Origin of the sequence: Haloimpatiens lingqiaonensis, assembly GCF_901447495.1 — a bacterium.
In the GTDB taxonomy this organism is placed as follows: domain Bacteria; phylum Bacillota; class Clostridia; order Clostridiales; family Clostridiaceae; genus Haloimpatiens; species Haloimpatiens lingqiaonensis.
In genome coordinates this window covers 62,904-84,896 of sequence record NZ_CABDWS010000003.1, presented here as the reverse complement: position 1 = coordinate 84,896, position 21,993 = coordinate 62,904, and the positions used below count along the sequence as shown (strand labels likewise).

At 28.9% G+C, this 21,993-nt stretch carries 17 protein-coding genes, 1 other RNA gene and 1 other annotated feature; of the genes, 17 read left to right on the top strand and 1 reads right to left on the bottom strand.

All coding sequences use genetic code 11. From position 1 onward, the window contains the following. Window positions 1-224: 224 nt before the first annotated feature. From FGK85_RS01390 to FGK85_RS01335, 12 genes are all read left to right on the top strand, one after another. Window positions 225-2,294: a helix-turn-helix domain-containing protein gene (locus FGK85_RS01390; protein ID WP_138203038.1), complete on the top strand. Its 2,070-nt coding sequence runs from the start codon at window positions 225-227 to the stop codon at window positions 2,292-2,294. Window positions 2,295-2,555: 261 nt separating this feature from the next. Further along, window positions 2,556-3,995, top strand: coding sequence for an MATE family efflux transporter (locus tag FGK85_RS01385; protein ID WP_243122773.1), 1,440 nt, complete (start codon window positions 2,556-2,558; stop codon window positions 3,993-3,995). A 220-nt stretch (window positions 3,996-4,215) separates the two neighbouring features. Continuing rightward, on the top strand, window positions 4,216-4,722 hold the full coding sequence (locus tag FGK85_RS01380) for a methylated-DNA--[protein]-cysteine S-methyltransferase (RefSeq protein ID WP_207670508.1): 507 nt from the start codon (window positions 4,216-4,218) through the stop codon (window positions 4,720-4,722). 48 nt (window positions 4,723-4,770) lie between these two features. After that, the gene (locus FGK85_RS01375; protein WP_138203036.1) at window positions 4,771-7,098 is read left to right on the top strand and encodes an ATP-dependent Clp protease ATP-binding subunit; all 2,328 of its coding nucleotides are present in this window, start codon (window positions 4,771-4,773) and stop codon (window positions 7,096-7,098) included. A 251-nt stretch (window positions 7,099-7,349) separates the two neighbouring features. Further along, window positions 7,350-7,829 (top strand): hypothetical protein, encoded by a 480-nt coding sequence (locus FGK85_RS01370; RefSeq protein WP_138203034.1) that lies wholly within the window; start codon window positions 7,350-7,352, stop codon window positions 7,827-7,829. Beyond that, window positions 7,804-8,469 carry an accessory gene regulator ArgB-like protein gene (locus FGK85_RS01365; protein WP_171011293.1) on the top strand — a complete coding sequence of 222 codons (666 nt, stop codon included), beginning with the start codon at window positions 7,804-7,806 and terminating at the stop codon, window positions 8,467-8,469. The genes FGK85_RS01370 and FGK85_RS01365 overlap by 26 nt, the downstream gene beginning before the upstream one ends. Further along, window positions 8,466-8,603, top strand: coding sequence for a cyclic lactone autoinducer peptide (locus FGK85_RS01360; protein ID WP_138203030.1), 138 nt, complete (start codon window positions 8,466-8,468; stop codon window positions 8,601-8,603). Before FGK85_RS01365 ends, FGK85_RS01360 begins: the two co-directional genes overlap by 4 nt. Before the next feature lie 62 nt (window positions 8,604-8,665). Then, window positions 8,666-10,357 carry a bifunctional diguanylate cyclase/phosphohydrolase gene (locus tag FGK85_RS01355; protein WP_138203028.1) on the top strand — a complete coding sequence of 564 codons (1,692 nt, stop codon included), beginning with the start codon at window positions 8,666-8,668 and terminating at the stop codon, window positions 10,355-10,357. 84 nt (window positions 10,358-10,441) lie between these two features. Continuing rightward, a non-coding RNA gene (gene ssrS / locus FGK85_RS01350) (6S RNA) lies at window positions 10,442-10,624 on the top strand. Between the two features lie 151 nt (window positions 10,625-10,775). Further along, a complete protein-coding gene (locus FGK85_RS01345; protein ID WP_138203026.1) occupies window positions 10,776-11,564 on the top strand; it encodes a sugar phosphate isomerase/epimerase family protein in 789 nt (262 codons plus the stop codon). Window positions 11,565-11,656: 92 nt separating this feature from the next. Continuing rightward, window positions 11,657-12,322, top strand: coding sequence for a hypothetical protein (locus FGK85_RS01340; protein ID WP_138203024.1), 666 nt, complete (start codon window positions 11,657-11,659; stop codon window positions 12,320-12,322). A 93-nt stretch (window positions 12,323-12,415) separates the two neighbouring features. Beyond that, complete coding sequence (locus FGK85_RS01335; protein ID WP_138203022.1) at window positions 12,416-12,910, top strand: GNAT family N-acetyltransferase; 495 nt, start codon at window positions 12,416-12,418, stop codon at window positions 12,908-12,910. 137 nt (window positions 12,911-13,047) lie between these two features. Here FGK85_RS01335 and FGK85_RS01330 read toward each other — a convergent pair whose 3' ends face one another. After that, the gene (locus FGK85_RS01330; protein WP_138203020.1) at window positions 13,048-13,557 is read right to left on the bottom strand and encodes a tryptophan transporter; all 510 of its coding nucleotides are present in this window, start codon (window positions 13,555-13,557) and stop codon (window positions 13,048-13,050) included. 126 nt (window positions 13,558-13,683) lie between these two features. Then, window positions 13,684-13,954, bottom strand: a binding site (T-box leader). A 278-nt stretch (window positions 13,955-14,232) separates the two neighbouring features. On the opposite strand from FGK85_RS01330, the gene FGK85_RS01325 reads away from it, so the two are divergent. From FGK85_RS01325 to FGK85_RS01305, 5 genes are all read left to right on the top strand, one after another. Further along, on the top strand, window positions 14,233-15,456 hold the full coding sequence (locus tag FGK85_RS01325; protein ID WP_138203018.1) for a MerR family transcriptional regulator: 1,224 nt from the start codon (window positions 14,233-14,235) through the stop codon (window positions 15,454-15,456). 80 nt (window positions 15,457-15,536) lie between these two features. Then, window positions 15,537-16,706: a DegT/DnrJ/EryC1/StrS family aminotransferase gene (locus FGK85_RS01320; RefSeq protein WP_138203016.1), complete on the top strand. Its 1,170-nt coding sequence runs from the start codon at window positions 15,537-15,539 to the stop codon at window positions 16,704-16,706. Window positions 16,707-16,777: 71 nt separating this feature from the next. Beyond that, window positions 16,778-17,899 (top strand): DegT/DnrJ/EryC1/StrS family aminotransferase, encoded by a 1,122-nt coding sequence (locus FGK85_RS01315; protein ID WP_138203014.1) that lies wholly within the window; start codon window positions 16,778-16,780, stop codon window positions 17,897-17,899. A gap of 122 nt (window positions 17,900-18,021) precedes the next feature. Then, the gene (locus FGK85_RS01310; protein WP_138203012.1) at window positions 18,022-19,338 is read left to right on the top strand and encodes a nucleotide sugar dehydrogenase; all 1,317 of its coding nucleotides are present in this window, start codon (window positions 18,022-18,024) and stop codon (window positions 19,336-19,338) included. Window positions 19,339-19,769: 431 nt separating this feature from the next. Beyond that, a complete protein-coding gene (locus tag FGK85_RS01305) occupies window positions 19,770-20,822 on the top strand; it encodes an SIR2 family protein (protein ID WP_138203011.1) in 1,053 nt (350 codons plus the stop codon). Window positions 20,823-21,993: the final 1,171 nt, after the last annotated feature.

The following is a 21,993-nucleotide window of genomic DNA, read 5'->3' as shown; positions in this document are numbered from 1 at the left end:
AAGATTTCGTGGGGTAGGGGTAAGTGTATCTATTTTTGCGACCTATCGGTCTGCGGGCTTACCAGCCCTTTAAGTAAATGTAAAAAGATACAATTCCAGTAAAAATAAAATTTTTACTGGAATTTAGATGCTAAATCTCTGATGGGATAAAACGAAAATTTGGGATTAATAAATTTTGTAGTATAATAGAAGTGTATATATAGAAAGTGAAAGGAAAGAAAAGTATGAGGCGTGAATATGTAAGTTATATGACAGATCTGCCAATTGCAATCTCTATGATAAATATAATACAGTATCCTATACATTGGCACGACAGTATAGAGATATTGTTTGTACTTAAGGGCAGCATAAGTGTAACAATTGAAACTGAGAAATATGAAGTTGAAGAAGGAGAAATAGAGATAATAAACTGTGATGAAGCTCATAGCATAAAGGCTATACAAGAGGAAAATAGAGTGCTTTTATTTCATATAGATCCTAATTTTTTTGAGAAGTATTTTAACGATATAAGAAATATATTTTTCTATACAAATTCATCAGAAGAAGGGGCTCAAGAAGAAGAAAAATACTACGTACTTAGAAGATATTTATCCATATTAGTTTGTGAAGCTATTCAGAAGGCAGACAAATATGAAGATAATATAGAAGAAAATTTATTGGAACTACTATATCATCTTATAAATAATTTTCATCAACTCATGTATGAAAGAGAAACCTTAAAAGATAATGATGAACAGTTTAAAAGGTATGATAGAATAGTTAGATATATATATAGTAATTATAAAGACAAAATAAGTCTTCAAGAAATAGCAAAAAAAGAGTTTTTAAGTTCAGACTATTTATCTCATGAAATAAAAAATACTGTAGGATATAGTTTTAAGGATTTTTTAAATTTAACGAGAGTAGAAGAATCTATAAAGCTACTATTAGATACGGATATGACAGTGTCAGAGATTTCTGAGGAATTAGGCTTTTCTCATATTAGATATTTTAATAAGCATTTTAAAAAGCATTATAACTGTACTCCGCTTCAATATAGGAAAAAATATAAAGTAGATGATGAGAAACTTGAAGCTTTAAAAATAACTAAGGTGTTAGATATAAAAGAAAGCCTGGAATATGTTTCTATTTATTTAGAAGATTATGATAGATACAATTATGAAAATAAAATAGTAAAAATAGGTATAAATCCTTTAGCTGAAAAGGAAGAATTTCAACATAATTTTAGGGACACTATTAGTATAGGGGAAGCCAATGAATTGCTAAAGGAGTCAGGGAGAAATTTTGTAGCTGAACTGCAAAAGGATATAGAATTTAGCTATGCTATAATATATGATGTTTTTTCAGATCATATGGGTATTGGAATATGCAATGAAAACTTTTTTAACTGGAATGCAGTAAAAGAGGTCATGGACTTTCTGCTATCTATAAAATTAAGACCCTTTATAGTTATAGATGATAAGATAGGAATAGATAAGTTAAAATGTATATTGGAGAGTTTTGTAGGGTATTTTAGAGAAGAATATGGAGATTATGAACTAGCTAAATGGAAGGTTAAAATTTCTCAGAAATTATCCAAAGCAAACAGTAAAGTGGTAGAAGAAGCTCTTGATGGATACCTAGATATTGAAGAATATTATGTTCCTAAACTTAATAGAGATTTAATATATGATACCTGCTACATGATACCATACATAATAGAAAACTCTATAGAGGGTAACAATCTAAACTTTAAGGCTTTTGATTGTATGGTTTCGGGCGCACATATTACTAATGAATTATTTCTTGGAGATTATGGTTTAGTAAATCAACAGGGAATGAAAAAGCCATCTTATTATGCCTATTATTTCTTATCTAAATTAGGAGATACGTTAATAGATAAGGGAGATGGGTATATAGTTACTAAACAAGGGGATGATATTCAAATATTGTTATGCAGTTATGGAGATGAAATAACCAAATTGATAATGTTTGAAAATATGTTAAAAAAGAGAGGAATAAAGAACACCGCGGAAAGAAAGTTTTCTTTGAATATAGTTAATTTATCCTATGATTATAATATAATTAAGTATGAAATAAATGAAAGACAAGGATCTACGTATAATTATTGGATTAACATGGGTAAGCCTAAAAGATTAAAAGAGGAGGAAGTAGAACTTTTAAAAAATGCTTCATTTCCTAAAATTTCTTTTGGATTTGCTAAAAGGAGTACGGTTTATAATATTGTATCTAGAATACATGGATATGGAGCTACTCTTATAATTTTAAAAAAAGTACAAAAGCACCTTTATTAAGGTGCTTTTTTGTTTATTTCCGCAAAACAATATTTTCAGAAGTAAGCAAGTTTATACCTAATTATGAGCATATAAGTGAATGTAATAGTTATTATTTTAAATTATAATGTTAATATAGGAGTTAAAAAAACAGTAATGACAAAAAAAGTACTTAAATTTTAAAATTACAGGGACATTTCCCAAATAATTATAGAAAGGTCGTGAGACTGTAAAGCTTCAGAGAAAAATTAAATACGAAAACAGGAAAGAAAGGTGAAAAATATGGCAGTAAACACTCAGAAGGCTACTCATGGCAACATGGATTTTGCCACGGGAAAAGTGAGTAGAGTACTAATCAAATTTGCCATTCCAGCCATAATATCCTTGTTCGTTGCAGAGCTTTATAATATGGTAGACACCATATTTGTAGGTAGAGCCATAGGAGCTACGGCCATAGGTGCATTAACTATAGCCTTCCCTATACAAAGATTAATGTCATCTTTGGGACTTTTGATAGCGGTAGGTGCTTCAACCATAGTAGCTAGAAGTTTAGGAGAAGGTAACTATAAGAAAATTTCAAAAGTAATAATAAATTCTTTAAGCATTATGGTTTTAATTATGTCTACACTTATAATAGGTATATATGTTTTTAAGAATCCTATTATAAAAGGTTTAGGTGCAACTGACAATATATTCCCCCTAGCAAATGACTATATAAAAATAGTTGTAATTGGAGGAATATTTCAAGGTTTTACATTGATTATAGGTTATATTTTGACTGCTTTAGGAAATGCTAGAATCAACTTAATAGCCACATCTATAGGAGCTATATGTAATTTGATAATAGACTTTTTACTTGTAATAGTCTTCCCTTTAGGAGTTACAGGAGCGGCAATTGCCACTGTGACATCTCAAATTATTTCTAGTATGTTTGCACTATATCATTTCTTAAAGGTAAAAGGTAAACTGAATTTGTCTTTAAGTTTCAATATGGATAGAAAAATAAGTTCTGCCATAATGTCTGTAGGTTTTTCTACATTTATAGTTGAGATATCAGATGCAGTAGTGGCGGTAGTTTTAAATAATATGCTGGCTCCCTATGGAGATACTGCTATAGTTATAGTTGGAGTTATATCAAAGATATCCATGTTTATGTATATTACAATAATAGGTATAAGCTCTGCCATGCAGCCTATAGCGGCTTTTAACTATGGAGCTAAAAATTACAAAAGAGTTAAAGAAGTGGCAAAAAAAGCTAAGATTGCAACTTGGGTAACTTCAATGATTATTTGGGCAGTAATGATGATATTTGCAGCGCCTATAATAGGAAGTTTCGTAAGAGAACAGGATATATTAGTAGAGGCTATAAAGGCATTTAGAATAGTAATATGTATTTTCCCATGTATAGGAAGTTATTTCGTAGCTATATATTATTATCAAGCTATTGGAGAAGCAAAGATTTCTTTACTATTATCTATATACAGACAGCTTTTAATATTCATTCCGGTAGTTGTAATTACTGTGAAATACTTTGGAATGTTAGGTACTTGGATTGCATATCCTTTATCTGACATGATATCAGCAGTTACAGGAGTGTATTATATGAGGAAGGCTAGAGTATATATAGATGAAGATATAATGGAAGAGAAAAAAATTGCAGAGAGAAGAAAACTCAAAGAAAAATATGCTAAGGGCAGAATAGGACGTGCTACGGAGGCTTAGTATTTAGGGTTTTAAAAATAAATATAAGTACTGAATAAATGATAAGTATATTTAATATAATTACCATCTATTCAGTACTTTTTATTTTAAAAAAGTAACAAATTTATTAAATTAGCTACTATTATTTTCATATGGTATATACTGTGATAGAATTATGATAAATGTATATTTATATGTTTTTTTATTTAAATTACAATTTACTTCATGGAGGGTTTCAGTCATGGAAGAAATTACTGAATGTTATTACAAATCTCCTATTGGCACCATAGAGATAAAGGGAGTAGCAAAAGGTATTACATCTGTACAATTTGTAGAAAAACAACTAAAAAATAATAAATATATTTATGAAGGAAATAATAACAAAGTATATCCTGTGATTAACCAATGCAGGGATCAATTGGAGGAATATTTTAATGGTAATAGGAAAGAATTTGAAATAGATATTATATTAAAGGGAACTTCTTTTCAAAATAAAGTTTGGAGAGAGCTTATGAAGATACCCTTTGGAGTTACAGTATCATATAAATATATAGCAGAAGCTATAGGTAGTAGTAAAGCATTTAGGGCAGTAGGAAATGCAAATAATAAAAATCCCATAAGTATTATAATCCCATGTCATAGGGTAATTGGAGCTAATAATAAATTAGTAGGTTATGGAGGAGGCTTATGGAGGAAAGAATGGCTGCTAAACCATGAAAATAAACTTTATCATAAAGATAGCATTTAATATAAGTTTATATGCAATTCTAATATACTAATAATTGGAGATGATTCTATGCAAATGTGTTCTGTTTGTCATAAAAATATAGCAACTATATATACTGCAAAAATACAAAATGGAAAGCAAGAAGTTGTAGGTTTATGTTTGCAGTGTGCAAAAAAAATGGGATATCCAATGATGGATCAAATATTAAGCGAGACAGGTATGAGTCCAGATGAATTTGAAAATGTTTCACAACAAATGAATAGCATGCTACAAAATGTGAATATAGAGGAAGCAATGGAAGAAGTAAAGGAATTACAAGAGTCAGGAGAACTTGGGGATATGGGAGATGAAAATTCTCTTTCAAACTTTTTTAAAAGTATATTTCCTAATGCGGGTTCTTTTAAGCAGCCTTTGGAGGATGAAGAAAGTAAAACAGAAAGAGCTTCAGTGGGCAAAGATACTAAAATAAAAAATAAGAGAGTTAGAAAAAAGAGAAAGAATTTAGAGAATTATGGAATAAATTTAACTAGAAAAGCTAAAGAAGGCGGAGTAGATAAGGTTATAGGAAGAAATAGAGAAATAGATAGAGTGGTTCAGATATTGAATAGAAGAAATAAAAATAACCCGGTACTTATAGGAGAACCAGGAGTTGGTAAAACTGCCATAGCGGAAGGATTAGCAGTTAGAATTGCAGAGAGAGAAATACCGGAAAAACTTTTTAATACAGAAGTATATTTGCTAGATCTTACATCAGTAGTTGCAGGAACTCAATTTAGAGGTCAATTTGAAGCTAGAATGAAGGCCATTATAGAAGAAGCTAAGGAAAATGGAAATATTATTTTAGTAATAGATGAAATACACAATATAATAGGTGCAGGGGAGGCGCAGGGTGGAGCCTTAAATGCTGCTAATATTTTAAAACCAGCACTGGCTAAAGGAGATATTCAAATACTTGGAGCCACTACTTTAGAAGAATACAGAAAATATATAGAGAAGGATTCGGCTTTAGAAAGAAGATTTCAACCAGTGCTTGTAGAAGAACCATCTGTAAAGGATACTATTGAAATAATAAAAGGAATAAAGCATTATTATGAGGAATATCATAAAGTTAAAATATCAGATCAGGTTATAGAAGCAGCTGCTAATTTATCAGAAAGGTATATAAGTGATAGATTTTTACCAGATAAAGCTATTGATGTTATTGATGAAGCTAGCTCAAGGGCAAATTTAAAAAACAAGGGATTAGTAGAAATTAAAGCATTAAAAGATGAAAAATATAAATTAGAAAGAACTATGGAAGAAGCTGCAGATAAAAATGATTATGAAAAGGCGGCGGATTATAAAGTAGAGCTTTGTAAACTTGAAGAAAAAATAAACCATATGGAAAAGGAATGTAGCCATATAGAATTAACATTAGAAGATGTAGCTTTTATAATAGAATCTTGGACTAAAATACCTGTGATGAAAGTAACTGAAGAGGAAGGGGAAAAATTACTAAACTTAGAAAAAACTCTTCATAGAAGAATAGTTGGGCAAGAAAAGGCTGTAGTTGCTTTATCCAAAGCTATAAGAAGAAATAGACTTGGATTTAGAAAAAGGAAAAAGCCTTCTTCATTCATATTTGTGGGACCTACAGGAGTAGGAAAAACTCAACTTGTAAAGACTCTTTCGGAAGAATTATTTGGTAGTGAAGATTCTCTTATAAGAATAGATATGTCAGAGTATATGGAAAAGCATACCGCATCTAAACTTATAGGGGCTCCTCCAGGGTATGTTGGTTATGATGAGGGTGGTCAGCTAACAGAAAAAGTTAGGAGAAAGCCATATTCAGTAATACTTTTAGATGAAATTGAAAAAGCTCATCCAGATGTTTTTAATATGTTACTTCAAATATTAGAGGATGGTAGACTTACAGATAGCCAAGGAAGAACAGTAAACTTTGAAAATACGGTAATAATAATGACTTCTAATGCGGGCACCAATTATAAGTCTTATGGCATAGGTTTTGCAAATGAGAGTTATCAAGTGGTAGAAAATAAGGTAAGAGATGCACTTAAAGAAACCTTTAAACCAGAATTTTTAAATAGGGTTGATGAAATAATAATATTCTCTAGCTTAACTAAGGAACAACTACATGAAATTTTGAATTTAATGTTGAAGGAAGTAATAGAAGAAATTGCTCATAAGGGAATTAATGTTGAAATAGCAGAAGAAGTAAAAGAATTTATAATACAAAAGGGATATAATCCTAAATATGGAGCAAGGCCGCTAAGAAGAGCAATACAAAAGTACATTGAAGACGAAATAGTAGAAGAGTATTTACAAAAGAAGTTTAAGAAAGGCGATAATATAGAAGTTGTATTAGAAAATGAAGAAATAAAAATAGAAATAAAATAAATTAAAGTAGCTGCTACATAACTAATTTAACAGTTATATATGTAACGGCTATTTTTTTAGATAATTTCATTATTAAAATAAATTAAAGGTGATTTTACAGATGAAAATATATTATATTACAATTATGCTTTACGTATGACAAAATAGGTATAATTTATTACAAGAACTATTTCATATTAGTGAGAAAAGTGGTATAATTAGCCTGTAGTTCAAAACTATAAAAAATAAATATTTATACGAAGGATGATTTTATGTTAAAGGTTTCATTACTTGTGACGGTATTGAGAGGAATACCAGAGATTTATTTGTTGTTTATATTACTTTATATTTTGGATAATAAAAAAATAGATAGAAAAAAAATTATATTATCTACATTTATCATTAGTATAATAATATACTTTGTTAGAAGTCTTCCAATACATTTTGGAGTACATACAATAATATTAACTATATTTAACATCATTGTTGCAGTTTATATAAATAAAATTAGTGCAATAAAAGTTATGTCAGGTTCTCTTATTGGCGCAATAATAATGTTTTTATGTGAAGGTATAAATTTATGGATTGTACAAAAGTTTTTTAACATATCATTTTCACAAGGTTTTAAATGTACATTTAAAGGAATTATTTTTTCACTTCCATCGTTAATATTATTTTTAATTGCTGTTCTTACTTTAAAAAAGGTACTTAATAAGGAGGATGTTAGTGAGTGTGGTTCAAAAAATATGTAATAAATTATCGAAATATATATCTTTAAATTTGGAATTGGATAAAGATAAGGAAGAAGTAATAGAATACGGTATATTTGCTTGTATTCAAACTACATATTCAATTCTATGCATAATTATTGTAGGATTTTTTTTAAATGTATTAAAAGAGGCTATTATATTTTCATTTAGTGCGAGTTTTTTAAGAAGAACTTCAGGAGGAGTACATTCCAGCACACCAAACAGATGTGCCATAACAGGAGCAATTGTATCAGGAATTGTTTCATGGCTTATAAAAAATGTGATAGTTTATATGAACTTAAATATATTTTTACCTATTGGGGTAGCGATTTTTTTAATATCCTATTACTTGATAAGTAAATTAGCACCAGTTGACAGTAAATCCAAACCTATAAAAAGCAAGGAAAAAAGAAATATGCTTAGAAAAAAATCTATTAAAATATGGGGAACTTTATTTTTAATAAGTGTATCTTCTATGTATTTTTATTATATATATCATGTTGATTTGCTTTTAACATTTAGTATATGTATAAGTGCAGGGGTTTTATGGCAAGTTTTAAGTCTAACATATTTAGGACAAGCTTTTATTAATTTTACAGATATAATTTTTAATAAAATTTTTGTTTGGGGGTGGACTAAATGAAAAAAAAGATAGTTAAGGGTATATTGAGCTTAGGTGCAGTTTTATTTACATCAATAGCATTAACTACATCTGCTTATGCTTGCTATTTCTTTTTATATCAACCAGAGGAACCAAAATGCTTAAGAGAAGAATAATAATTTAAAGGTGGTTAATGCCACCTTTAAATTTACAAATTTAATTTGAGAGAGTGACTTTTATGAATAAAGTTAAAGAAGATAAAACTAAAAGATTGAATGAATTAGTTGCTATAGTAAAATTAGTATTATTACTTCTTTGTGGTATAATAATTTTTCAAAAATGTCTAAAAGAAAGAAATATATATTTTTTTAGTGAATATAATTGGCAGGAAATATTTCTTGTAGTTTCAACTACTTTTGTATTAATATTAATATATACATTATGGATTGTTTTTACAAATAAAAGATCAAAATATAAAAGAAGTATTATCCAACACGGAGAGAATGTATTTTTTTTACTTTTTTTTATATACTTAATTATTCATTCAGGAGGATATTTAAGTCCATATAAATTTATATTTATACTTATAATTATAACTACTAATATTCAACTGGGTATGAATTCAGGACTTGTTATATCTGCAGTGTCATCTATATTCATTTTAACATTAGACCTAATAAGTGTTAAAAATGTACCAATAAATACTTTTTTTGAAAATGACCTTATATTATCTGGGGTCTTTATTTTAACAAGTATTTCTTTGGGGTACTATGTTAAAATAGAAGAGGAACATAATGCAAAATTATCTGAAATGGTGAATATTGATGGCTTGACTGGGGTATATAATCATAGATATTTCCAGGAAGTACTGAAAGAAAAAATAAAAGAATCTGAAAAACTTGGGGAAAATTTAGCCATAATATTTTTGGATATAGATTATTTTAAATACTATAATGATTTGTATGGACATCAAAATGGTGACAAGGTATTGGCTATAATAGGAAGCATACTAAAAAGCAATGTGAGAGAAAAAGATGTGGTGGCAAGATATGGTGGAGAGGAATTTGCAGTTATAATGCCTAATACCTTTGAAAAGGAAGCTTTGCAGATAGCAGAAAAAATAAGAGTAGCTGTGGAAAGGTATAAGTTTCAAGGGGAGGAAAATCAGCCTAATGGAAATTTGACCGTTTCTATAGGGGTATCAAGCTTCCCTGATAAAGCAAAAAACGATTTAGAATTATTAAAAAGTGTTGATGATGCATTGTATAGAGCTAAGTTTTTTCATAAAAATAGAGTTGAAAGCTATTACTCTGTTTTGGAAGAGTTGAAAAAAGATATAGAAGAAGAACATATTGATTTGATAACTTCTATAAAAACATTAATTAGTATAATTAATGCAAAAGATAGATATACATATGGTCATGTAGAAAGAGTAGTTGTGTACTGCAAACTTATGGCAGAACAATTACATTTATCCGAAAAAGAAAGAAAAATATTAATATATGGTGCATACATGCATGATATAGGTAAAATTAATATACCAGAAGAAGTAATAAATAAAAGAATGCCACTTACAAAAGAAGAATGGGAAATGCTAAAGCAGCATCCACAAAATGGAGTGGACATTATAAAACCAGTAGAATCTTTAAAAGATACCATGCCATTAATTTTGCATCATCATGAGAGATATGATGGTAGCGGCTATCCAGATGGTCTAAGGGGAAAAAATATACCATATTTAGCTAGAGTGCTAACAGTAGTGGATAGTTTTGATGCTATGACATCCAATAGACCATATAACACAAAGAAAAGTTACGATGAAGCTATAGAAGAATTAAGAAAATGTAGTGGTACTCAATTTGATTCTATTTTAGCTGAAGAATTTATTAAAGTTATTACTAGCAATAAGAGTAAATTTGATGAAATGTAGGAATTTTAAATTTAAATAAAAAACTATTGCATTTTATAATTAGTTTTTGTATAATAATGTCGAAGAGAAAATTACATAATGAATTTATTTCTGGGATATTTGTGAGCTCTTATTTTGAACCTACAGTTTGCAAAAGGGAATCCAATATTCAAATGTGTAAATGAGCTATAAGACCTATTAGGGCCAGTTCGTGGAAACATTTATGCGGGTACCCACCTATCGAGAGGATAGGTGTCAAAATTAGAGTGGCGGTATTTCGGATTTTATTTATAAAAAATAGATGATTATAAAGCGGAGGATATTCTCTGCTTTTTTTATTATATTTAATATTATGGTTATATGTGGTAAAATGTAAATGCAAACATGTAAAATTTTGTGTGTAATGCAAATTTATTAGATTAGGAAGTGGAGAGATAATATGACTTGTAAATTTGGAATGCCTACATTGATTGAAAAAGATAGTATTGAGGAAAACGTAATGTTATGTAATGAATTAGGATTGGATTTTGTGGAGTTAAATATGAATTTGCCTTATTGCATGCCTGAAAATAACAATCCTGAGGATTTAATGAAATTAAAAGAAAAATATAATACGGAGTTTACTTTGCATTTTCCTGAAGAAATTGATTTTGGATGTTTTTATGATGAAGTAAGAGATGCTAATATTAGACTTTTTGAGTATATTGCCACTTGGGCTTCAAAATTTGCAGCTAGAAAAATTAATATTCATTTAAACTCAGGAATATACTTTACATTGCCAAATAAGAAGATGTTTGTATATGAGAAGAATAACCAATTATTCATAGACAAGCTTAAGGATTCGTTAGATAAAATAATTTCTATTGCAGAACCCTTGGGTATAAAGGTATGTGTTGAAAATATGCAAGTACATAAATTTGTAGAAGAAGCCTTTTTAGAACTATGTAATGTTTCTGGAGTGAATTTCACTTGGGATGTGGGGCATGATGCTATGACAGGATATAAAATAAAAAATATATACTTAAATCATCCATATAAAGTTAGTCATATGCATTTGCATGATTATAACGGAATAAGTGATCATCAAGTGTTGTTTGATGGACACATTCCTATAAAAGAAAGAATTGAATTTGCAGAAGAAAATAAATTAAGCGTGCTAATTGAGACAAAAACCGTAGATGCACTTAGGGAGTCAGTAAAAAGGCTTAAGAAATGTTCAATATTATAAAAGAGTAATAAACCATAAAAGTATGAATATACTATGTGGATTATAGTACGTATAACTTATGTTAAGAATTTATAGAGGGGAGAACAGGGGCTATGTTACGTGAAAAAGCAAGTAAGTATGTTAAAATAATAATGTTAGTTTTTGTTTTATATTTTTTTAGTGAGAATGGTAATAATTACGGAATTTTCGAAAGAAATTTTAGATATGTAATTTTGGTAGGTTTTTCTATATTTTTTATAATATTTTTAAGGTCACAGGAAAAAAGTAAAGCGGGTAAAATTCACAAAATATCAAATTGCTTTCTTATAATTTTTTTTATATGTATGGTTGGAATTAAGATATATGATTTTAATGTGTATAGAAGAGTTGATAAATTGTGTAATCATATAGAATTTAATTTTAATGATGTAGATAGAATAAAAGTAGAAAAAGTTACACCAGAAAGTGATAGAAAAAGTGCTCCAGATGAAAGAATAACAGATGATAAAGATAAAATAAATTATTTGAAGAATTATGTATGTTCCATGGATTTTACAAAGGTAAAAGGTAAATCACGAGTAAAATATGAAAAAGAACAGATGTTTTTTTGTATTTCTTTCATAAATAATAAGTACGAAGACACTAATGGTAATAGGCTAATTTTAGAAGTATTTCCTGATAAAATAATAGCAAAAGGTATAGAAGAGGATACTATTTATTATAGTGTTGAAAAGGTTTTGAATAAGGAATTATTGTGGAAGTTCTATGATGGTTTATAGTAGTATTTAACCAATAAACTCACACTAGTTTGAAGAGGTTACTAAGCAATGCATAATAACATAATTTTGTGATTTGCGAAGGGGAGAATACACATGGAATTACAAGGAAATACCTGTCTAGAGATTATACAAATAGAAAATAATTTAAGATTAAGGATTTTACAAGAAGAAGATTATAAACTAGCTCTACCATGGTACCATAATGAAAAGGTAATGTATTATTCTGAGGGAGCTAAAGATAAGGTATATAATATAGAAAAAATTAGATGTATGTACAATTATTTAAGTGGCATTGGAGAACTATATTTAATAGAGATTTTAGAAAAGGATGGATGGAAAGCAATTGGCGATGTTACTTTATCCGAAGAAAATATGCCTATAGTTATAGGAGAAGAAAAATATTGGGGACTTGGTATTGGAAGAAAAGTGATAAAAAAGCTTTTAGAAAGAGGAAATGAAATAGGACTTTGTAAGACTAAAGTGGAAATTTATAAATATAATAATCGTTCAAAAAATTTGTTTACATCCTTAGGATTTACAAAGGTTTCAGAAGATGAAAAATCCTATAAATTTGAATATGAATTTTAATGTTTAAATAATAAAAGAGGCTTATTTTAAAATATATGAAAGCCGTATACAAAATCAAAAACCATGTATAAAGAGGAACGTAAATTCTTTATGCATGGTTTTTATTTATGGAATTTTATTTATTGATTATTTGACTACTAAATTGCAGAACGACGTTTTAAAGCAGTGTTCACAGCTTTAAATAATATAAGTGTTGCTGCAATATTTATAGCACAAGCAGGTAAAACTACAGTTAAAAACAATGTAGAAAATGGTGCTGGCAGAGAAAATAATATTAATGCACTTCCTAAAAATACGCATCCACTTACTAGCGTTCCAAGGATGCTAGCAGTAGCCATGATTATTTGACAGTTTAATTTGTTTTCTGTGGCTTTAAAAAATACATATAGAACATGGGCAGTAACTATTTTGTCAATTATATTTGGAATTTGGCCACCAGGGAAAGTGGTAGTAGCAGCGGTTAGAAATCCAGCAATAATACCTATAATTAATGAAGACTTATAATCTTTAGTAATATAAAGTGCTATGAACATCATAGCTAGTAGAAAATCTGGTCTCATTCCTAAAAATAATGGAGGTGAAACCTGATGTAATATTAAACCTATAGCTAGTAATAAAGAACTGATAATTAATTTTTTTAAATTCATAATTTTTGAACCCCTTTCAAATAATAATTTTAAAAAACGAGAATTGTAAATAATGAACCAGTGATATTCCTCAGTTCACAACATAGATTCCACCCCCTTACAAAAAAATAAAAAACCTTCATCCCGTATTAGGACGAAGGTTATTCGCGTTGCCACCTAATTTATATTAATCTTATTACATACAAATTAAAATTAAGACTAAATATCACTCTTTTCAGGTACTAACATACCCTATCCCTTTTAACGGTAGGCTTCCGGTAAATGCTACTCTCTACAAATAGATTTCGTTTTACTTCTAACAGGTCCATTCACTAAAAATAGTAATGTTAAGATTCCACCATCCTCAACTCTCTGTAAATACATCATTATAGTTACTCTTCCTGATCCATGAAGTTTAAAAATATTAAATTTTAGAGTAATTATATCAATTTAATGTGTAAAAGTAAAGAAAAATTTATAAGTAAATTTTTGAATATAAATTGTTTGAAGTTCTAGACTATTTTTTAATGTAGAATGCAGAAGTTAAAATGTAAAATGAAGATTGAAATTCTTAAGGAAAGTTTTATTTTATAACTGCAAAAGTTGAATTTATAAAATGTACATAATTATTTTATAAAAAGTTGTTGACGGTGACGTAACGTAATGTAGTATAATGTTTAAAAAGAGGTGGTAAATATGAAACAAGATGGTAGCCAGCTCATAAGTATAGGGGATTTTGCCAAAAAAGCGGGAACAACCCTAAGAACTTTAAGATACTACGATAATATAGGACTTTTAAAGCCTTCTAAGTATAATCAAAAGGGTCAAAGGTTTTATGATAAACATGATTTTGCTAAACTTCAAAAGATATTGACTTTAAAATTTATAGGGTTTTCCTTAGATGAGATAAAGAAAATATCTGTTTTTGATGTAAATGAAGAGGACTTTAAAAAATCTTTAGAGATACAAAAGGAAATAGTAGATAGAAAAATTCAACATACCAAGATGGTAATGAGAGCTATAGATGATACATTAGAAATGTTAAACAAAAATGAAGAAATAAACTGGGAAAACTTTGCTAATATAATAAATGTATTGAATATGGATAATAAATTATTAGCACAATACCAAAATGCATCAAATTTGAGAGCAAGAATAAGAATACATGATGAACTTAGTGCAAATAAATATGGATGGATGAGATGGTATTTTGATAGACTATTAAATATATCTAACATACCTAAAAATTTAAAAATACTTGAACTTGGGTGTGGAGATGCTAGTTTATGGTTTAAAAATATGGATAGAATACCTAAAGAGTGGGATATAACTCTTACTGATTTTTCAAAGGGAATGCTTTATGATGCTAAAATGAACTTAAAGGAAAAAGCCAGTAGATTTAAGTTTAAAATAGTTGATGTGCAAGATATACCTTTTGAGAATGAAACTTTCCATGTGGTTATAGCTAACCATATGCTTTATCATGTAGATGATATAGATAGAGCTCTTAGTGAAATTCATAGGGTATTGAATAAGAATGGGTACTTTTATGCATCTACTGTGGGTAAAAATCACATGGTAGAAATGAGAAATTTAATGTTCCAATTTGGATCAAAGGATATAAACTCAAAAAGTTGGGATAATACATCCAAGTTTCAATTAGAAAATGGTAAAGATGTAATGGAAAAGTGGTTTAAGGATATTAACATAGAAAGATATGAAGATAGCTTAAATATAACTAAAGCAGAACCACTTATAGATTATATATTTTCTATGCCAGGCAATGTAAGAGAACAGTTTGATGAGGATAAGATACAAGAACTTAGAGAATTTTTAAATAAAAAAATTAAAGAGGAAAACGGTATTCATATTTCCAAGGATACGGGTTTGTTTACAGCGAGAAAACAAGAATTTTATTAAAAAAGATAACTAGATAATTATATATTAGATTTTAAAGTATTGATTTATTAAAAATACCAATGAAGGAAGGAAGAAAGAATATGAAAAATATACCTTTTTCACCACCGGATATAACACAAAGAGAAATAGATTTAGTAGTAGAGGTTTTAAAATCAGGTTGGATAACTACAGGACCTAAAACAGCAGAGTTTGAAGAAAAACTTCAAGAGTTTTGTCAGTGTGATAATGCAGTAACTCTTTCTAGTGCTACAGCTGGTATGGAGCTTATACTAAAGAGCTTTGACATAAAAGAAGGAGATGAAGTTATTACTACAGCATATACTTATACGGCTACTGCTAGTGTTATACTTCATAGAGGTGCAAAGCCAGTTTTTGTAGATGTTAAACCAGAAAGTTTTTTAATTGATGAAGAAAAATTAGCTAAAGCTATAACACCAAAAACTAAGGCTATAATAACTGTAGATGTGGCAGGAGTACCTATAGATTACCATAGAATAAGAGAAATACTTAAGGAAAAAGGAAGAGAAGATATTATATTTATATCTGATTCAGCTCACTCTTTAGGTGGAAAATATAAGGGCAAAAGAGTTGGAAGTCAAGCAGATTTTCACGTATTCTCTTTTCATGCAGTAAAGAATTTAACTACCGTAGAAGGTGGAGCTATTACATTTAATAATAAATCTGGAAGAGAGGATTTGAAAAAGGAATTTAAGACAAACTCTCTTCATGGCCAAACTAAAGATGCTTTATCAAAGATGAAGGCTGGAGCATGGAAGTATGACATAGTAACTGATGGATTTAAGTGTAATATGACAGATTTAAATGCAGCAATAGGCTTAGGTCAGCTAGAAAGATATGAAAAAATGCTTCAAATAAGAGAGCAAATATTTGATACATATATTGAAAATTTAAAAGATAAGAAGTGGGCTGAAGTGCCATTTAAGAAAGATGATATATGTGAAACATCATACCACTTGTTTTTACTGAGATTAAAAGGATTTACAGAAGAAATGAGAAACAATGTAATTATTGATATGGCAGAAAAGGGCATAGCTACTAATGTTCATTATATGCCATTGCCACTTTTAAGTCTTTACAAAAATTTAGGATATAAAATGGAAGACTATCCAAATGCATATAATCAATATGTGAATGAAATATCTTTACCAGTGTATTCTACATTGGATTTAGAAGATGCTAAATACTTGGTAGAGGAATTAATAAAGAGTGTTGAAAAGTTTATAAAATAGATAATAAGTAGTTTAGTTTAAAAGTAATTAAGGGAATATGAATTATCAGTTAAAAAGGGAGGCAATTTTAAATGAAAGTTAATTTTTATACTTCAAAAAGAGAATATGAAGAAAAGAAAGCAGAATTTGATGCTGCTATTAAAAATGTAATAGAAAGAGGAATATCTACTTTAGGACCAGAAGTTAAGGAGTTTGAAAAGGCTATAGAAGAGTTTACAGGAGCTAAGCATGCTATAGGAGTGGCATCAGGTACAGATGCATTGGTTATAGCATCAGATATATTAGGATTTAAAGATGGAAAGGAAGTTATAACTTCACCTTTCACATTTTTAGCATCTACTTCTTGTATAGCTAAGCATAAAGCAAAACCAGTTTTTGTAGACATAGATGAAGAAACTTTTGATATAGATATAAATAAAATTGAAGAAAAAATAAATGAAAATACTGCAGGAATACTTCCAATCCATTTATTTTCACAAATGGCTGATATGGATAAGATAATGGAAATAGCAAATAAATATAATATAAGGGTTTTAGAAGATGCAGCAGAAGCTTTTGGTATGAGATGGAAAGGAAATGGAGAAACTTATAGACACTCAGGAACTATAGGTGATATGGGGATATTTTCATTCTTCCCAACTAAAACATTAGGTGGCTATGGTGACGGAGGAATGATAGTTACTAATAATGATGAACTTGCAGAAATGGCAAGAAAGCTAAGAGTTCATGGAGCTTCTAAAAAATATCACTATGACTATATTGGATATAATTCAAGATTAGATACAATTCAAGCAGCTGTATTAGGCGTTAAGTTAAAATATATGAATGAAGCTATAAAGAAAAGAGAAGAAATAGCTAAATTGTACATGGAAAGACTAGGACAGTGTGAATATATAAATATTCCTAAAATAAAGGGAGCTCAACAAGGGGTTTACTATGTATTTAATATATTAGCAGAGAGAAGAGACGAACTTGCAGCATACTTAAAGGAAAATGAAATAGGATACAGCATATACTATCCAGTACCACTACATCTTCAAGAATGTTTCAGCTACTTAGGATATAAGAAAGGCGATTTCCCAGTAGCAGAGAGAACTTGCGAAAAGATATTAGCACTTCCTATTTATCCAGAGATAACTAGAGAAGAAGTAGAATTTGTTTGTGATACAATATTGAATTTCTATAAAAAATAGTTTGAAAGCTATGTATTAATTTTAGTGTTAATAATTCTATATAAGGTATTTACTTGAAAAGACTAGGTTAGTATAATAAAATAGTGTTGTTAAATTTTTATCAAAAGAGAGGGAGAATTAGAATGAATCCATTAGCAGAAAAGTTAATAGAAAAAATTAGCAATAAAACAGCTACAGTAGGTGTAGTTGGACTTGGTTATGTAGGACTTCCACTAGCAGTAGAAAAAGCTAAAGCTGGATATAATGTAATAGGATTTGATGTTCAAGATCAAAAGGTAGAGCTTGTAAATAAAGGACATAACTATATAGGAGATATAATAGATGAGGAATTAGCTGACTTAGTTAAATCTGGAAAACTTAAAGCTACAACAGATTTTTCTTTTGTAAAAGAAGTGGATTGTGTTGCTATAGCAGTTCCAACACCATTAGATAAATTTAAGCAACCAGATGTATCTTATGTAGAAAGTTCTACAAGAGATATAGCAAAATATCTTCATAGAGGAATGCTTGTAGTACTTGAAAGCACTACATATCCAGGAACTACTGAAGAAATAGTTAAACCAATATTAGAACAATCAGGATTGAAATGTGGAGAAGATTTCTTCCTAGCATTCTCACCAGAGAGAGTTGACCCAGGTAATAAATTATTTAAAACTAAAAACACTCCAAAGGTAGTAGGTGGATGCACAGAAGAATGTACAAAAGTAGCAGCTACTTTGTATAGAAGTGTATTAGAAGGAGAAGTATTTGAAGTATCATCTCCAGCTGTAGCAGAAATGGAGAAAATACTAGAAAATACATTTAGACATATAAACATAGGACTTGCAAATGAAATGGCAATATTATGCAAGAAAATGGGCATTGATATATGGGAAGTAATAGAAGCAGCTAAGACTAAGCCTTATGGATTTATGGCATTTTACCCAGGTCCAGGACTAGGTGGACACTGCATACCACTAGATCCATTCTACTTAACATATAAAGCTAGAGAGTATGACTATCATACAAGACTTATAGAAACAGCAGGAGAAATAAACGACTTTATGCCAGAATTTGTAGTAGACAATGCTATGAGATTATTAAATGGCCATAAGAAAGCATTAAATGGTGCAAAGGTACTTTTAATGGGAGTAGCTTATAAGAAGGACATAGATGACATGAGAGAATCTCCAGCATTAAAAGTAATAGAGCATTTAGAGAAAAATGGTGCAGATGTTATATACAATGACCCATATGTTCCAAACTTTAAACATGCAGGAAAAGAATATACTTCAGTAAATTGGGAAGAGGCTATAAAAACTGCTGATATAGTTTTAATAACTACAGATCATACTGATTATGATTATGAAAGAATAGTTGAAGAAGCAGCACTTCTTTACGATACAAGAAATGCAACTAAAGAAGTTAAAAACAATAGAGAAAAAATACACAAACTTTAATCTAATTGTGCGAAATTCCCTTGTGATTAGGAAGGATTAAAGTAAGCTACCACTTCAACAAAGTAAGTAGTGGTTCGCTAATACTATTTAGCTCAAATATATATTTATATACAATAAAAATAGTTAATGAAAGCTCTATAATAATTTGATTGTTATAGAGCTTTTGTATTTTTTGCAAAATGGGACAAAATAAATTAAGAGATTTTAGTTAAGAAATTTTAGTTAAAGGATTTCATAGGATTAAAAGCTTTGGTTAAAACTAATAGGAGACATGAAATATTTAAAAACTATTATTAATAAAAAATCACAATGAGTTAAGTTGGTTTTGAAAAATTAGATATTCAAAAAATATTTAAAGAAATGTGCTATAAAATAAAAGGTTAAATAATTAAATAATTAAACAAATAAAGGGTTATTTATAGGTGATAATTATGAGAGAAGATACTGTTTATTTAATAGGAGCTGGAATAAATAAATGTATAAAAGGAGAAGATGGAATGAGTCCACCTTTATCCAAAAGTTTTTTCAGCACCTTATTTAAAAATGATAAATGTGTTAAGGAATATTACATTAATAAATTTTCAGCGGTATTTTGCTATATAGAAAAGTATTGGAGACTGAATCCAGAGATCTTAAGTGAAACTCATTTCGATATAGGAGAATGTTTTACACTTTTACAACTGCAAATATTAGAAGCTTTGGACGAGAAAAGATACTTAGATGCCTATGAATTAATTAAAATAAATTCATTATTTAAGGTTATGTTTATAGAAAATTTATATCCATTTCAAAAGTTTGCTAAAGAATCTTCAGCTATGGTTGCTTTTGCTAAAAGGATTTGTGAAAATGGAGAGAGCGTTATTACATTTAACTATGATTGTAATTTAGAGAATGCTATTGAATATGCCACGGGAGTTTCTGCTCAAAATAGTCAATGTTATGGTGTGTGTTTTGATGAAGTAAAAATGGAGGAAGAATACAATTTTATCAATATAAAAGATAAAGTCAATAATGAAAGCTTAAAGAATTTTGAAATTTTAAAGCTGCATGGCTCATTAAATTGGGTAAATTATATAGAATTGAAGGACGATAAAAAAATTAGCATAGAGGGTTCTGGTAAGGTTATTTTAACTAATAAATGCTGGTGGGAGGATAATGAAATTTATACGGATAAGGGTATAATGGATCCATTAATTATTCCACCTGTACTTTATAAAGACTATAGGCAAAAGCTTATACATAGCATATGGAAAAAAGCTAAGGATAAATTAAAAAGCTGTAAAGAGTTGGTGATAATAGGATATTCTTTTCCTATAACTGATTTTTCTATAAAAAAATTATTGCTAGAAAGTTTTCAAGGCAGGGAGCTTGAAAAATTAATATGGGTAAATCCTAATACCACTGCAATAGAGGACGTTAAGAGAATACTACACTATAATAAACCAATAATTTTATGTAGCTGCCTTGAAGAACTTGTAACGTAATGGCATAGGAAAAATCTGATTTTAAGTCCACAATAAATATATTTTTTTAGACTGTTCGCAGTACACTAAGAAATTCTAATGTTTTCAAAATTGAATACCCTAAAGCTTTCAAACTCACTCGTTCCTCATTCAAACAATGAAAGCTTCTTAACGGGTATTCAATTTTGAAAACAAAGAATTTCTAAAGCTAGCTCAATAGTCTAAAAAAATATATTTATTGTTTCCTTAAAATCAGATTTTTCAGGTCATGCATATATCGTTATGGAGAGAGGACGGTTTACTAAAGGATGATTTTCCGCCACTTTGCTATGGAAAATCTTTGATTTATAAATAGCAAAGGGCTCATAATATTTTTTAGGCGTAGCCTTTCGAAAAGTTATATGATACTTATCAAAATAAAATAATAACTAAAATTCAATTCAGTTTGCCGTAAGGCAGTTGTTTGTATAAATCTTAGTTTGTAGGGGAGAAAAGGTGAAAAATAAGTAAGAGGTAAAAAGTAAGAAGTAAGAGTTAAGAATAAAACTCAAAGAGTTTTTTATAATTAATTTGTGAAAAGTAAAAAGTATCAGCAAAGCTTAATTTTCTCAAGAGCTCTTGCTTAAAGGGCTGGTAAACCCGCATAACGATAGGGCGCAAAATAGCTACACTTTCACCTACACTCAGCGGGCTTACGCCCAAAACACTTTTTAAGTGCTAAACGTTTGACTTTTTACCTAGTAGTTCTTACTTTTTCACTATTACTTATCTACAAGTTCCTATTCACCCAACAATTAAAAATATATATTCTTATATATAAATACTAATCATATCTACGTATTTAGACTGGCTGCCGCCAATAAAAAAATTTTTAAGCCCCTAAAAAGAAAAACTACAACTACTCCATTTACTTAAATAATTATAGCTTGTTTTACTAATACATTTATTTAATTAAAGTATTCTGTAACTGAAAAAGCTGCATTTAATGGAGTGATAAAATTGAAATTTTCGACTATTGAATTAGCTTTAGAACTTCTTTGTTTTGAAATTTAAAGCTCCGTTAAGAAGCCTTCATTGTTTGAGTGAGGTACGAGCAAGTTTGAAGGCTTTAGGGGATTTAAATTTCAAAACATTTAGAAGTTCTTAGCGTACTGTTCACAGTCGAAAATTTCAATTTTATCACGGAATTAAA

Excerpts from the sequence above, each read along its gene's own strand:
- FGK85_RS01335 (WP_138203022.1), top strand. The coding sequence starts at position 12,416 with ATGGAATTACAAGGAAATACCTGTCTAGAGATTATACAAATAGAAAAT.
- FGK85_RS01325 (WP_138203018.1), top strand. The coding sequence starts at position 14,233 with ATGAAACAAGATGGTAGCCAGCTCATAAGTATAGGGGATTTTGCCAAA.
- FGK85_RS01360 (WP_138203030.1), top strand. The coding sequence starts at position 8,466 with ATGAAAAAAAAGATAGTTAAGGGTATATTGAGCTTAGGTGCAGTTTTA.
- FGK85_RS01370 (WP_138203034.1), top strand. The coding sequence starts at position 7,350 with ATGTTAAAGGTTTCATTACTTGTGACGGTATTGAGAGGAATACCAGAG.
- FGK85_RS01315 (WP_138203014.1), top strand. The coding sequence starts at position 16,778 with ATGAAAGTTAATTTTTATACTTCAAAAAGAGAATATGAAGAAAAGAAA.
- FGK85_RS01390 (WP_138203038.1), top strand. The coding sequence starts at position 225 with ATGAGGCGTGAATATGTAAGTTATATGACAGATCTGCCAATTGCAATC.
- FGK85_RS01320 (WP_138203016.1), top strand. The coding sequence starts at position 15,537 with ATGAAAAATATACCTTTTTCACCACCGGATATAACACAAAGAGAAATA.
- FGK85_RS01355 (WP_138203028.1), top strand. The coding sequence starts at position 8,666 with ATGAATAAAGTTAAAGAAGATAAAACTAAAAGATTGAATGAATTAGTT.
- FGK85_RS01385 (WP_243122773.1), top strand. The coding sequence starts at position 2,556 with ATGGCAGTAAACACTCAGAAGGCTACTCATGGCAACATGGATTTTGCC.
- FGK85_RS01310 (WP_138203012.1), top strand. The coding sequence starts at position 18,022 with ATGAATCCATTAGCAGAAAAGTTAATAGAAAAAATTAGCAATAAAACA.
- FGK85_RS01305 (WP_138203011.1), top strand. The coding sequence starts at position 19,770 with ATGAGAGAAGATACTGTTTATTTAATAGGAGCTGGAATAAATAAATGT.
- FGK85_RS01375 (WP_138203036.1), top strand. The coding sequence starts at position 4,771 with ATGCAAATGTGTTCTGTTTGTCATAAAAATATAGCAACTATATATACT.
- FGK85_RS01330 (WP_138203020.1), bottom strand. The coding sequence starts at position 13,557 with ATGAATTTAAAAAAATTAATTATCAGTTCTTTATTACTAGCTATAGGT.
- FGK85_RS01380 (WP_207670508.1), top strand. The coding sequence starts at position 4,216 with ATGGAAGAAATTACTGAATGTTATTACAAATCTCCTATTGGCACCATA.
- FGK85_RS01340 (WP_138203024.1), top strand. The coding sequence starts at position 11,657 with ATGTTACGTGAAAAAGCAAGTAAGTATGTTAAAATAATAATGTTAGTT.
- FGK85_RS01345 (WP_138203026.1), top strand. The coding sequence starts at position 10,776 with ATGACTTGTAAATTTGGAATGCCTACATTGATTGAAAAAGATAGTATT.